The 12,313-nt window shown below is 70.3% G+C and carries 13 protein-coding genes and 2 tRNA genes; 7 read left to right on the top strand and 8 right to left on the bottom strand.

Annotated features, from left to right (window positions below):
- Positions 1-4 precede the first annotated feature (4 nt).
- On the bottom strand, positions 5-511 hold the full coding sequence (locus VZF99_RS04655) for a peroxiredoxin (RefSeq protein WP_407335799.1): 507 nt from the start codon (positions 509-511) through the stop codon (positions 5-7).
- 151 nt (positions 512-662) lie between these two features.
- Between VZF99_RS04655 and VZF99_RS04660 the strand changes: the two genes are divergently transcribed.
- The gene (locus VZF99_RS04660; RefSeq protein WP_067719851.1) at positions 663-938 is read left to right on the top strand and encodes a DUF3618 domain-containing protein; all 276 of its coding nucleotides are present in this window, start codon (positions 663-665) and stop codon (positions 936-938) included.
- A gap of 267 nt (positions 939-1,205) precedes the next feature.
- On the opposite strand, the gene VZF99_RS04665 is transcribed toward VZF99_RS04660, so the two are convergent.
- Positions 1,206-1,278 (bottom strand) — tRNA-Lys (locus VZF99_RS04665).
- Between the two features lie 201 nt (positions 1,279-1,479).
- Between VZF99_RS04665 and VZF99_RS04670 the strand changes: the two genes are divergently transcribed.
- A complete protein-coding gene (locus VZF99_RS04670) occupies positions 1,480-2,712 on the top strand; it encodes an Ig-like domain-containing protein (protein WP_407335800.1) in 1,233 nt (410 codons plus the stop codon).
- 4 nt (positions 2,713-2,716) lie between these two features.
- Positions 2,717-2,929, top strand: a complete 213-nt coding sequence (locus VZF99_RS04675; protein ID WP_067719850.1) for a hypothetical protein — start codon at positions 2,717-2,719, stop codon at positions 2,927-2,929.
- Between the two features lie 87 nt (positions 2,930-3,016).
- Here the strand turns inward: VZF99_RS04675 and VZF99_RS04680 are convergent, their stop codons facing one another.
- Positions 3,017-4,258, bottom strand: coding sequence for a cation:proton antiporter (locus tag VZF99_RS04680; RefSeq protein ID WP_407335801.1), 1,242 nt, complete (start codon positions 4,256-4,258; stop codon positions 3,017-3,019).
- Between the two features lie 143 nt (positions 4,259-4,401).
- On the opposite strand from VZF99_RS04680, the gene VZF99_RS04685 reads away from it, so the two are divergent.
- A complete protein-coding gene (locus tag VZF99_RS04685; RefSeq protein ID WP_407335802.1) occupies positions 4,402-5,388 on the top strand; it encodes a DUF2804 domain-containing protein in 987 nt (328 codons plus the stop codon).
- An 89-nt stretch (positions 5,389-5,477) separates the two neighbouring features.
- Here the strand turns inward: VZF99_RS04685 and VZF99_RS04690 are convergent.
- The 3 genes from VZF99_RS04690 to cmrA all read right to left on the bottom strand — a co-directional run bounded on the left by VZF99_RS04690 (position 5,478) and on the right by cmrA (position 7,181).
- Positions 5,478-5,550, bottom strand: a tRNA-His gene (locus tag VZF99_RS04690).
- Between the two features lie 98 nt (positions 5,551-5,648).
- Positions 5,649-6,317, bottom strand: coding sequence for an oligoribonuclease (gene orn / locus VZF99_RS04695; protein ID WP_407335803.1), 669 nt, complete (start codon positions 6,315-6,317; stop codon positions 5,649-5,651).
- Between the two features lie 45 nt (positions 6,318-6,362).
- Positions 6,363-7,181, bottom strand: coding sequence for a mycolate reductase (gene cmrA / locus VZF99_RS04700; protein WP_120286350.1), 819 nt, complete (start codon positions 7,179-7,181; stop codon positions 6,363-6,365).
- A 207-nt stretch (positions 7,182-7,388) separates the two neighbouring features.
- Between cmrA and VZF99_RS04705 the strand changes: the two genes are divergently transcribed.
- Positions 7,389-8,699 carry an MFS transporter gene (locus VZF99_RS04705; protein WP_407336081.1) on the top strand — a complete coding sequence of 437 codons (1,311 nt, stop codon included), beginning with the start codon at positions 7,389-7,391 and terminating at the stop codon, positions 8,697-8,699.
- Positions 8,700-8,717: 18 nt separating this feature from the next.
- Here the strand turns inward: VZF99_RS04705 and VZF99_RS04710 are convergent, their stop codons facing one another.
- Positions 8,718-9,395 carry an HAD family hydrolase gene (locus VZF99_RS04710; RefSeq protein ID WP_407335804.1) on the bottom strand — a complete coding sequence of 226 codons (678 nt, stop codon included), beginning with the start codon at positions 9,393-9,395 and terminating at the stop codon, positions 8,718-8,720.
- Positions 9,396-9,528: 133 nt separating this feature from the next.
- Between VZF99_RS04710 and VZF99_RS04715 the strand changes: the two genes are divergently transcribed.
- A complete protein-coding gene (locus VZF99_RS04715) occupies positions 9,529-10,518 on the top strand; it encodes a TIGR03557 family F420-dependent LLM class oxidoreductase (protein ID WP_120286347.1) in 990 nt (329 codons plus the stop codon).
- 78 nt (positions 10,519-10,596) lie between these two features.
- Here the strand turns inward: VZF99_RS04715 and VZF99_RS04720 are convergent, their stop codons facing one another.
- Complete coding sequence (locus tag VZF99_RS04720) at positions 10,597-11,226, bottom strand: cysteine hydrolase family protein (protein ID WP_119192386.1); 630 nt, start codon at positions 11,224-11,226, stop codon at positions 10,597-10,599.
- 118 nt (positions 11,227-11,344) lie between these two features.
- On the opposite strand from VZF99_RS04720, the gene VZF99_RS04725 reads away from it, so the two are divergent.
- Positions 11,345-12,298, top strand: a complete 954-nt coding sequence (locus tag VZF99_RS04725) for a GlxA family transcriptional regulator (RefSeq protein ID WP_407335805.1) — start codon at positions 11,345-11,347, stop codon at positions 12,296-12,298.
- Positions 12,299-12,313 lie beyond the last annotated feature (15 nt).

Raw genomic sequence — 12,313 nt, forward strand, 5'->3', positions numbered from 1 at the left:
TGGGTCAGCCCTCCGCGGGATCGGATTCGGGCAACTCGATCTCGAGCAGCTTGGCGACCATCGCCACGTGGCCCTTGGCGCGGACGTTGTACCGGGCCATCGACACGGTGCCGTCGGAGTCGACGACAAAGGTCGAGCGGATCACGCCCATCACCGTTTTGCCGTAGTTCTTCTTCTCGCCGAAGGCTCCCCATTCGGTGAGCATGGTCTTGTCGGGATCCGAGAGGAGGGGGAAGGTGATGCCGTGCTTGTCGCGGAACCGCGCCAACTTCTCGGGAGCGTCGGGGGACACGCCGACGACGCCGAGGCCGGCGTCCTTCAACTGGTGCAGCGCGTTCTCGAAGTCGACGGTCTCGGTGGTGCACCCCGGTGTCATCGCGGCCGGGTAGACGTACACAAGGACCTTCCCGTGCTCGGCGAGGAGCTCTTTCAGCGACGTGGGGGTGCCGTCGGCGTCGGGGAGGGTGAAGTCGGGGGCCGTCTGGCCCACCTCGAGCCGTGGTGCGGTCACCGGTGCTCCTGGGGGTCGGGTCGGGGCGGCGGACCATCCCAACCTATCCGATGCCCCGGCGCGCGGGCGCGGATCCACGCCGGGTGCAGTAGCGTGGGCTGGGTCATGAACCCGCGGGGCGCCCCGCGGACGAGCGATCGACGGAGGTCTCGTGTCCAGGAGTTACGACAGCATCGAAGGCGACATCGCCAAGGCGCGTGACGATCTCGCGACGACCTTGGACGAGATCATCGACCGGGTGAATCCGAAGAACCTCGCGTCCGAGGGCAAGGAGCGCGCCACCGCGGCACTCAAGGACCCGCGCGTCCTGGCGGTGCTCGGGGGTATCGCGACGTTGGTCGTCGGCGGGATCACCGTGTCAATGGTCAACAAGCGCAAGGAGCGTCAGCGCATCGAGGCCTACCTGGCGGCCCGTCGGGCCCTCTGAGTCGACCGGCCTCGCCCGGGCGTCCGGAGCCCCGCCCGGGGACCCTGCCCCGGCGGAGTCGTCGCCGCCCGACTCCCGAGAGCGTTCCGCCCACCCCCGTCACCGGGGGCGTGTGCGGGACGCTCTCGCCGTTTCCTCTCGGCTTCCCCGGTCGTCCCGTCCGACCGGCCACCCGTTGAGCCCCGCTCTGACAAGCGATCCGCTGCGGGGGAGGCGGCCCGGCACACGAAAAAGCCCCGGGTCGTGGACCCGGGGCTTTCTCTCTTGTGCGCCATCAGGGACTCGAACCCCGAACCCGCTGATTAAGAGTCAGCTGCTCTGCCAATTGAGCTAATGGCGCTTGCTTGGTGCGAGAGAAACAGTAACAGCAGCCGGGCTGGTTCACGAAATCGACTGGTCAGAAGGGGTGAGGCGGGGTTGAGGTCCCTGCGGCCCCAGGAGTTTCGATATGGAGTGCGGCCATGTGACCAGGCATACTGGAGGGGACATCTTCTCGGCCGCGGCTGCGTCCGCGGGGAAGCGCACGTCGGAAGGGGCATCAGTGAACGTGAGCACAACGGATCGGACGGGGCGGCGAGCGACCGGAATCTGGTCGAAGGCCCGCCTCGGACTGGCCGTGGTGTTCACGGGGACGCTCCTGCTCACCGGCTGCACCATCGGCGACGGCGGTGCGCAGGACACCCAGGTTGCCGAGGCACCGGCGGAGCCCTCCGCCGTGATCGACCTGTCGGTGGCGGAGGGTTCCACCGACGCCAACCCGGTCGAGCCCATCGTGCTCACCGCGAGGGACGGCCGGTTCGATTCGGTGGTGATGCGCAATCCCGAGGGCCTCCAGGTCGAGGGCGAGTTCAACCCCGAGTTCACCGAGTGGCGCACCACCGAGGAGCTCGGCTACGGCCGCCAGTACACGCTGGAGTCGACTGCCACGGACGAGGCCGGCCTGGTCACCCGGAAGAACGCCAGCTTCACCACGCTGACGCCCACCATCATGACGGCGGCCTACCTGACCACGGGTGAGGGATCCGTGGTGGGCATCGGACAGCCGGTCGCGGTGATGTTCGACGAGCCGATCGCGGACCGTCGGGCGGCTCAGGACAACATCCACATCACGACCGAGCCCGCGGTCGAGGGCGCGTTCTACTGGGTCTCCGACCAGGAGGTCCGCTGGCGTCCGGCCGAGTACTGGGCGCCCGGCACCAAGATCGACGTCCACGTCGACATCTACGGCCAGGACCTCGGCGGCGGGATGTACGGCCAGCAGGACGCCCAGAGCAGCTTCGAGATCGGCGACGCCGTGATCTCCCGGGTGGACGACTCGACCAAGCAGATCGTCATCGAGCGCAACGGCGAGGTCGTCAAGACCATGCCCACCTCGATGGGCAAGGCCGCCACCCCGACCCCCAACGGGGTCTACGTCATCGGTGAGAAGCACGCCTCGATGATCATGGACTCGTCGACGTACGGCGTGGCCGTGGACTCGGCCGAGGGGTATCGCACCCCGGTGCAGTACGCGACCCGGATGTCGTACAGCGGCATCTTCGTCCACGCCGCGCCGTGGTCGGTCTGGGCGCAGGGAAGCCAGAACACGAGCCACGGCTGCCTCAACGTCACCACGGCGGACGCGAAGTGGTTCTACGACAACGCCAAGCGCGGCGACATCTTCGAGGTCACCGGCACGGTGGGCGACACGCTGCCGGGCTGGGACGGCCTGGGCGACTGGAACGTCCCGTGGGAGACGTGGAAGGCCGGCAACGCCGAGAAGGGCGCGGCCTGAGCCCATGGACTCCTCTCGGCTGGGCTTGTGGATCGGCATCGGGATGGGGATCGGCGTGGCGTTCGGTGCCGCGCTGGACAACATCGGGCTGGGCGTGGCCCTGGGCCCGTCGGTCGGGGTCATGATCTGGGCGGTGGAGGCCGCCCATCGCGAGTCGCGCGGCCCGGATGGTGACGAGCTCGACGCGGGGACCGGCGACAGCCGGGACCTCGAGTAGAACCCCCGGGTGACCGGCGGGCCCCGAGTGCAGTGGTGAGAACCCCGAGGCAGGGGTGAGAACCCCGTGGCGGGGTTCAGGACGACTTCAGGACGACGACGACGAGGTGGGCGACCTCGGATCGCGCTCTGCGGCCGCCCGAAACAGCGCGCGTCCGGGTGCGGCGGTGAGGCCGTGCGCGACGGTACTGGCCACGACGATCAGCGTGCCCGCGCCGAGCAAGACCGGGTCCGCGCCCGCGCGGGAGGCCTCTTCCGTCAGGTAGAACACCGCCGCGACGCCGACGGGCCCGAACCAGCCGAGGTAGGCGGCGCCCCGAGGCTTCAGCCCTAGCGGTCTCATCACGGCGAGGATCAGCGGCGGCCGGCGCAGCAGCAGCACCGCGGCCGTGAGCCACACCGCCCCCCATCCGAGCCGGCCCCACTCGGCCCACGGGATCATCGCGCCGAGGGCGACGAAGAAGGGGATCACGGCGAACTGGTTGACGGCCTCGTCGATCTCCACCTCGGTCCGGCGTTCACTGCCGGAGCTGGCGACGTTGAACGCGAGTCCGGCGACGAACGCGCCGAAGATGCCGTTGACCCCGATGATGCCCGATACTCCCAGGACGAGCAGCGCCAGGAGGAGTGTGTACAGCAGAATCGGACCGGTCTCGGTGTCGTGGTGTCGTTCCGAGAAGTGCAGCGCTGTGGCGGCCGCCACGCCCGCGATGATCCCCACGATGAGGGCGCCCGCGATCTGCCAGGCGGCTTCACCGGCCGCCTGCCCGGCGGTGAGCGGGGTGGCGACGGCCAGCGCGACCAGGACGAGGGGGAGGGCGAGCCCGTCGTTCGCGCCCGACTCGAGCGACAGTAGTTGGCGGTCGTGCTCCGGCAGGTCCTCCTCGGCCTCCTGTCCGGTGACCACGCTCGACGCGAGGACGGGGTCGGTGGGGCAGATGGCGGTTCCGAACAGCAGGGCGAGTGCGAAGGGGATGCCGAGCACCCACATCGCCAGCCCGGTGGAGACGAGCGCCATCCCGGGCAGGACGAGCACCAGAAGCAGCGCGAGTCGACGCCAGTGGGTCCTGATCGCCGAGAAGGGGTACCGCAGGGCCACGCCCATCACCGAGATGGCCAGGAGGATCTCCGCGCCGTGGTGGAGGGTCGAGTGCTCGGCGACGATGTCGGGCACGTCGAGCACCCCGAGGGCCGCCGGCCCCAGGACGATCCCGGCGAGGAGCGCGAGCAGTGGCTCCGTCACGGGCCACTGGCGTAGTCGCGCGGAGAAGGCCACGATCACCACCCCGAGCGCCCCGACGATCGCCAGCAATACATCGAGCGTGGACAACGGTTCCTCCCCGGGTCAGTCGGATCACCCCGCACCATAGGAGAGCCCGGGCGCTTACGCATCCGTGCTCTCCGCCCGCCGCCGCCCTCCACTCGATGCGGCCCCTCGCCCGCCGCGGCGCAGGCACCTGCAAGAGTGATCGCATGACCGAGCGCGAGATCACCCGGCCCGTCGACCTGGCCCGCGGGCGCCGGCTCAACCCGGAGGCGGTGGGCTGGTCCCGGTCGCCCGTCCACCGCACGCGGATCGCCGGCTGGGGCCGCACCAAGCGCTGGGAGTACTGGGGGATCGTCACCGACCGCTTCGTGGTGGGGCTGACGGTGGCGGGGCTGGACTACCTGGCCAACTGCGCGGTCTACGTCCTGGACCGCCGGACGGGCGAGGAGACGACGCGCAGCGGCATCCGACCCCTGCATCGGCCGGGCTTCGGGGATGCGCCCGGTGACGGGACCCTGCGCGCCGCGGCCGGCGTGGGTGCGGGGCGCGTGGGGATCGAGATCGACGACGACGAGGGACGCACCTCCATCCGTGTGCAGGCGCGGGGACTGCAGGTGAGCCTGGAGGTCACCCGGCCCGGACAGGACAGTCTCGCGGTGGTGGTGCCGTGGAGCGAGCGCCGGTTCCAGTACACGCTCAAGGATCTCGCCAATCCCGTCACCGGCACGGTGACCCTGGACGGCACGACGCACGGGCTCGGCGCGGGGTGGGCGGTCCTGGACCGCGGGCGTGGCCGCTGGCGCTACGCGACCACCTGGAACTGGGGCGCTGGCAGTGGGGTGGTGGACGGTTCGACGCGCGCGATCCAGGTCGGCGGCAAGTGGACGGACGGCACAGGCTCCACCGAGAACGGGATCCTGGTGGACGGCCGGATGCACAAGCTCGGCGAGGACCTGCGGTGGACGTACGACGTGGTGGTTCCGGCGGGGCCCTGGCGGGTGCGGGGTGAGCGCCTCGACGCGACGCTCACGCCGTTCCATCTACGCCGCGACATCACCGAGCTCGGAGTGCTGGCGGTGAAGACGCACCAGGCGTTCGGCGTCTGGCACGGCACCGGGGTGCTGGACGACGGGTCGCAGGTCTCGCTAGACGGGCTGGTCGGCTGGGCGGAGCAGTCCCGCAACCGCTGGTAGCAGCCGGCGCGGCGATACCCCCGAGAACGTGAGGCGAATCGGCAGAAAGGAGCAAGGCCCGGACCGTGAGGTCCGGGCCTTGCGCTCGGGGTGGCTGACGGGGCTCGAACCCGCGACATCCAGAATCACAATCTGGTGCTCTACCAGCTGAACTACAGCCACCACCGCCGTCCTCGCGGACAGCGGTGACGACTTTACCCCGTGGGCCCCGTCGCCGAGAAATCCGCAGGTGGGGTCGGTCGTGAGTGGCCGGGCGGGGGTCAGTCGACCGCGGGCAGATCGGCGGCGGCCCGCTTGACTTCGTCGCTGGTCGGGCCGGGCTGGGGCACGAACGCGGTCGCCCGGTAGTACGCCAGCTCGCGGATCGATTCCTTGATGTCCGCCAGCGCGCGGTGCGACATGCCCTTCTCCGGCTGACCGAAGTAGATGCGCGGATACCAGCGGCGGCACAGCTCCTTGATGGAGCTGACGTCGATCATCCTGTAGTGCAGGTACGAGTTGAGCTCGGGCATGTCCCGGGCGAGGAACCCGCGGTCGGTGCCGATCGAGTTGCCCGCCAGGGGAGCGGACCCCGCCACCGGGACCCACTCGCGGATGTAGGCGAGGACCTGCTCCTCGGCCTCGGCGATCGTCACCGTGGACTCGCGGATCTCCTCGGTGAGGCCGGAGGAGGCGTGCATGTCGCGCACGACAGGCACCATCGCGTCGAGCTTGGCGTCGGGGGCGTGGATGACGATGTCGATCCCGTCGCCGAGCACGTTGAGCTCGGAGTCGGTCACCAGCGCGGCGATCTCCACGAGCGCATCGGACGAGGTGTCGAGGCCGGTCATCTCGCAGTCGATCCAGACGATGCGGTCGTTTTTGGACTCCTGGTGGGGCGTCGGCGAGGACGTGGGGGCAGGGGTCTCGGCGGTGGTCGGCTCTGGCATCACTCGACTATATCGCCGCAGGATCGCGGCCCCCGCGCGGGACGATCAGCCCTCCTGCTGACCCTCGCCGAGCTTGGCGTAGAACTTTCCGACGATCGGAGCCATGATCCCGCGCGGCGTGTAGTTCCCGGCCACGGACATCGCCTGGCTCAGCGGGCCGGGGACGATGCGCATCTTGTTGCGGGCGAGCGCATCCAGCGACACGCGGGCGGTGTACTCGGTGTCCACCCAGAGCCGGTCGGGGACGAGGCGGTCGACGAAGGTCTTCTCCTCCTCGGCGATCTCCTCGGTGCGCACCGGGCCGGGCGCGAGCAGCGTGACGTTGACGCCGGAGCCCTTGAGCTCGCCCCGCAGCGACTCGGAGAACGTGTTGAGGAACGCCTTGGACGCGGCGTAGGTGGCGTTGTTGGGGATCGGCATGTTGCCGGCCGCGGAGCCGACGTTGAGGATCGCCCCGGAGCGCCGCTCGACCATCCCGGGCAGCACCGCCAGCACCAGGTCGTGGCACGCCACGGTGTTGACCTGCACCTGGTGCTTCTCGTACTGCGGGTCCAGCGAGGCGACGGGGCCGAAGGTGGCGATGCCGGCGTTGTTGCACAGGACCGAGATCTCGCGCCCGGCCAGCTCGTCCAGCAGCGGCTGCCGTGCGGCGGGGTCGGCGAGGTCGCACGCGCGGACCTCCACGGTCACGCCGAACTCGCCCTCGAGCCGGGCAGCCAGCTCCTCCAACACGGACTCGCGCCGGGCCACCACGATCAGCGAGTGCCCACGCCGGGCGAGTTCGGTGGCCAGGGCCATGCCGATCCCCGAGGAGGCGCCGGTGACGACTGCTCGGTTCGACGCGGTGGGCGTGGGCAGGGACATAGGGCTCCTCGGGTCTTCCACTCGGCTCGCCCGCGTACGGCGGGTGTGGCAGCGCTGACCTTACCCGCGTGCCGCCCTCCGGAGCGTGGTGGAGGTCCTAGCCTGATCGGCGTGAGCAGCATCGGAACACCGCCCCCGTCAGCGACCACCTCGTCGTCGTCACCATCGCGTCGTGGCGTCGCCCGCGGGCAGGTCCTGGCGTGGGGGATGTGGGACTGGGGGTCGGCGGCGTTCAACGCGGTGATCGTCACCTTCGTCTTCTCCGTTTACCTCACCGACTCGGTGGGCGCGGACCTCGACGGGCCGTTCTCGGCGGCCACGTGGCTGTCGATCTCCATCGCCGTGGCCGGGCTGGTCATCGCCCTCACCGCGCCGGTGATGGGGCAGCGCGCCGACCGTGGAGGCCGGCGTCGCCGCGCGCTGGGCATCTGGACGTATGCGACGGTCCTGCTCACGGCGCTGATGTTCTTCGTCGACGCCGACTCGCCGTACCCGTGGTTCTTCGTCGGTTTGGCGCTGCTGGCGGTCGGGTCGATCACGTTCGAATTCGCCGAGGTGGCCTACTTCGCGATGCTGCGCCAGGTCTCCACGCCGTCCACCGTCGGCCGCGTGTCCGGGTTCGGGTGGGCGATGGGGTACTTCGGCGGGATCTTCCTGCTGCTCGCTGCGTTCGTCGGCTTCATCTACGGCGACGGCCCCGTGCGCGGACTGTTCGGCATCACCACCGACGGTGGCCTCAACGTGCGGCTGGTCTGCCTCGTCGCCGCCGTGTGGTTCGCCCTGTTCGCGCTGCCGGTGCTGCGGTCGGTGCCCGAGCACCGCCCGGGGGCGGGGAGGAGCGACGACAACGACGACGACGACGAGCCCGGCTTCGGCGAGTCGTACCGCATCCTCTGGCGCGACCTCAAGGCTCTCTGGCGGCGGGATCCGCGGACGGTGAGGTTCCTCCTCGCGAGCGCGATCTTCCGGGACGGGCTGGCCGGGGTGTTCACCTTCGGGGCGATCCTGGCCGTGACGGTCTACGGGCTCGCGCCGGGGGACGTCCTGATCTTCGGTGTGGCGGCCAACGTCGTCGCGGCACTGGGGGCGGCTGTCGCGGGACTGGTCGACGACACGGTGGGACCCAAGGCGGTGATCATCGGCTCGCTGGTGGCGATGATCGCGACGATGACCATCCTGCTGTTCGTGGACGGCACCGGCATGTTCTGGATCTTCGGACTGCTGATGTGCCTGTTCGTGGGGCCCGCGCAGTCCGCGTCCCGGTCCTTCCTGGCGCGGCTGGCCCCGCCGGGCGGCGACGGCCAGATGTTCGGGCTCTACGCCACCACCGGCCGTGCGGTCTCGTTCCTCGCGCCGGCGCTGTTCGGGCTGTTCACGTGGGCCTTCTCCGCGGACCGCGCGGGCATCGCCGGGATAGGGCTGGTGCTGCTGGTGGGGCTGCTCCTGCTGCTGCCGGTGCGCACCCCGAGCCGCGCCGAGGCGGAGAGCACCTGGGAGGACGCGGAGCCCGCAGGCTGAAAGGTCCGGGGAGTGCGGTCAGAGCCGGCCGGCGTTCAGCAGGTCCAGCACCGCGGCGGCGTCGTCGACGATCTCCGAGAACCCGGCGGCGCGGAACTCCGAGTCGCCGATGCCGCCCGTGCGCACCGCGACCGAATGTATGCCCAGCTTGGTCGCCGCGATCGCGTCCCAGGTCGCGTCGCCGACCATGACGGCATCCGCGGCGTCGACACCGGAGCGCTCCAGGGCGATCTCGACGATCGTGGGATCGGGCTTGGCCCGGTCGACGTCCTCACCGGTCGTCACGGCGTCCACGTAGTCGTCGATGTCGAGCAACTCGCGGGCCTCGGCGAACTCCGACGGCGGCGCGGACGTGGCCAGCACAGTGATCCACCCCTGCTCCTTGGCGCCGCGCACGAGGTCGCGGGCCCCCGGCAGAACCCGCAGTGACCCGGCCTGTTCGGCGTAGTACTCACCGTGCAGGTCCTTGGCCCGGCCCGCGATGCTCTCGCGCTCCTCGTCGTCGTCGATCCCCGCGATGTCGAGCAGCTCCTCCACGATCGTCGAACCGTCCTTGCCGATCCGGCGGTGGACCTCCACGAACGGCACCGGCGCACCGGCCTCGGCGAGAGCGCGGACCCAGGTCCAGACATGCACGTAGGTCGAATCCACGAGGGTGCCGTCGACGTCGAGGAGGAGAGCGCGCTGGGTAGTCATGTGTTCGACGGTGCCGCGCCCCGGGCCGGGCGGCAACCGCTTGGGGGTGTGGGGAGCCAGGCACGTGCGGCGGCGTCGATCCGACGCGGGGACCGGTGGCATCGCGGGCCGGCCGCGCGCACGATCGATAGGCATGACGCGATTCGGATACACCCTCATGACCGAACAGTCCGGCCCCAAGGAGCTCGTGCGCTACGCGGCCAAAGCCGAGCAGGCGGGATTCGACTTCGAGGTGGCCTCGGACCACTACTTCCCGTGGCTGTCCTCGCAGGGCCACGCGCCGTACGTGTGGAGCGTGCTCGGCGCGGTGGCGCACGTGACCGAGCGGGTTGACCTGTGCACGTACGTGACCTGCCCGATCCTGCGCTACCACCCGGCGGTCGTCGCGCAGAAGGCCGCCACCGTGCAGATCATGTCCGACGGCCGGTTCATGCTGGGCATCGGCGCGGGGGAGAACCTCAACGAGCACGTGGTGGGGCAGCGCTGGCCCTCGCTCGACGAGCGACACGAGATGGCGGTGGAGGCGCTGGAGATCATCCGCGAGCTGTTCGACGGCGGTCTTGTCACCTACTCCGGCGAGCACTTCCGCGTGGACTCCGCCCGCCTGTGGGACCTGCCCGACAAGCGGGTGCCGATCGGAGTGGCCGCCGGCGGCGAGAAGGCCGTGGCCCGGCTCGGACCGCTCGGCGACCACCTGATCGCCACCGAGCCCGAACCCGCCCACATCGAGGGGTGGAACGCGCTCGAGGGGCAGCGCCGGATCGGTGACGGCGCGCGGGCGATCGCCCAGATCCCGATCAGCTGGGACCCCGACTCGGAGTCCGCCGCCGTCGAGCGGGCGCACGACCAGTTCCGCTGGTTCGCCGGCGGCTGGGCCGCCAACGCCGACCTGCCCACCACCGCCGGATTCGCCGCGGCCACCAAGTTCGTGCGTCCCGAAGACGTGGCCGAGCAGCTGGCGTGCGGGCCCGACCTGGACGCGATCGTCGAGAAGGTCCGGCCCTTCTGGGAGGCCGGCTACACCGACGTCGCGCTGATCCAGATCGGGGACTCGACGTTGGACCGGTTCCTCGAGGAGGCGGCCGAGCCGCTGCTGGCGCGGCTGCGGGAGGCCGCGGGCTGATCGCGGGGCCACGCAGTGACTGTTCGGCCGGCCGGGGCGAGTACCTCGGTCGGCCGGGCCCTTCGCGACGTCCCGCGGTCAGTGCTCGGCGCGGCCCTGCATGGCGGAACTGCCCAGATCGCTGCCGGTGAGCTCGGCCCCCGACGAGACGGACTCGACCCAGGCGTCGGTCGTGGCGACCGCGGCGAGATTCGAGTTGAGCACTGCCATCAGCGTCTCGTGGACCTGCTGTGCCGGGACCGACCCGGCGGAGTTGGAGATGTGGATCGCACCGGTGGCGTCGGAGAGGACCTCCACGGCGATGCCCAGCGGTTCCGCGGTCACGGCGGTGCCGAGAATGCAGTTGTTGGTCATGTAGCCGACGAGCGTCACCCGGTCGACGCCCTGCTCCCGAAGCCAGTCGACCAGCCCGGTGCCGTCGAAGACGCTGGCGTAACTCTTGGTCACGCGCTTCCACTGCGGCTGGAGGCGGCTCTCGAGGTCCGCGTGCAGGGACCACCCGGCGCTGCCGTTCGCGAACACCGGAGCGCCCTCCGGCAGGTCGTGCTGGACGACCACCACGGGCATGCCGGCCTCGCTCGCCGCGTCGACCGCACGGACGATCTGGGCGAGCGACTCGTCACGGGGTGGGTACTGGATCTCGAGCGGACCGTCGAAGTACTCCTGCTGGACGTCGACGACGATCAACGCGCGATTCTGCGAACTCATGTGGATCCTCCGGATAGGCGGTACGGCCGGGAACTCGGCCGTTACCCCGATCCTCGCGGACCGACTGCGCTACCGTGAGCGGCACAAAGGAACACTTTCGATGGAAATGGGCCAACCTGTGCGTATCGCCGTTCACGTCTTCGACGGCATCACGATGTTCCACCTCGCGGCGCCCCTCCTCGTCTTCGGCGAGGTGACCCGGCTCGGCCTCGCGGACGGGTGGCAGGTCGACACCTGGAGCACAGACGGCGGAGACGTCCACACCGCCGAGGGGATCGTGCTCGGCGACCTCGACGGGCCCGGGACGGCGGAGCAGGCCGACATACTGGTTTTCCCCTCATGGTCTCCGGAACTCCCCGACCGGGATCCGTGCCTGTTATCGATCGTGCGTGGCGCCCATTCCCGGGGCAGCCTGGTGGCGGGGTTGTGCCTCGGTGCCTATCCCGTGGTCGCGAGCGGAGTGCTGGACGGTCGTACCGTCGTCACCCATTGGGAGGGTGCGGCGGAGCTCGCCCTGCGGTACCCGGCGGTCGACGTCCGCTCGTCCGACCTGTACATCGACCACGGGGATGTGATCACCTCCGCGGGGACGGCCGCCTCGCTCGACGCGTGCGTCCACATCGTCCGATCCCGGCTCGGTGCCGCGAAAGCCGCCGTGCTGGCCCGCCGGATCGTGGTGGCGCCGCACCGCGAGGGTGACCAGGCGCAGTACGTGGAACTGCCGGTGCCCGACGGGGGAGACGACGGGGAGATCAGGGAGACGATCGACTGGGCCCTGGCCAATCTCGACCGGCCACTCTCGGTGGACGACCTCGCCGGACACGCCTGCATGAGCAGACGCAGCTTCGCCCGGAAGTTCCGCGCGACAACCGGCACGAGCCCCGGGCGATGGGTGCTGTCGCGTCGGCTCGACCACGCGCGGACGCTGCTCGAGACCACGACCCGCTCGATCGAGGACATCGCCCGCGACTGTGGGTTCGGCAGCGCGGTGACGTTCCGGCAGAACTTCGACAGGAAGTACTCGACGACACCGTCGTCCTACCGCGCCCGGTTCGGGGAGGCGCAGGAGTGAGTTCCACCAGGCCCG

Source organism: Dietzia kunjamensis (assembly GCF_045689975.1).
Classification (GTDB): domain Bacteria; phylum Actinomycetota; class Actinomycetes; order Mycobacteriales; family Mycobacteriaceae; genus Dietzia; species Dietzia kunjamensis.

Coding starts and splice junctions, on each gene's coding strand:
- orn (WP_407335803.1), bottom strand. CDS start 6,317: ATGCCAGAGCCGACCACCGCCGAGACCCCTGCCCCCACGTCCTCGCCG.
- cmrA (WP_120286350.1), bottom strand. CDS start 7,181: ATGTCCCTGCCCACGCCCACCGCGTCGAACCGAGCAGTCGTCACCGGC.
- VZF99_RS04710 (WP_407335804.1), bottom strand. CDS start 9,395: ATGACTACCCAGCGCGCTCTCCTCCTCGACGTCGACGGCACCCTCGTG.
- VZF99_RS04705 (WP_407336081.1), top strand. CDS start 7,389: ATGTGGGACTGGGGGTCGGCGGCGTTCAACGCGGTGATCGTCACCTTC.
- VZF99_RS04715 (WP_120286347.1), top strand. CDS start 9,529: ATGACGCGATTCGGATACACCCTCATGACCGAACAGTCCGGCCCCAAG.
- VZF99_RS04675 (WP_067719850.1), top strand. CDS start 2,717: ATGGACTCCTCTCGGCTGGGCTTGTGGATCGGCATCGGGATGGGGATC.
- VZF99_RS04685 (WP_407335802.1), top strand. CDS start 4,402: ATGACCGAGCGCGAGATCACCCGGCCCGTCGACCTGGCCCGCGGGCGC.
- VZF99_RS04720 (WP_119192386.1), bottom strand. CDS start 11,226: ATGAGTTCGCAGAATCGCGCGTTGATCGTCGTCGACGTCCAGCAGGAG.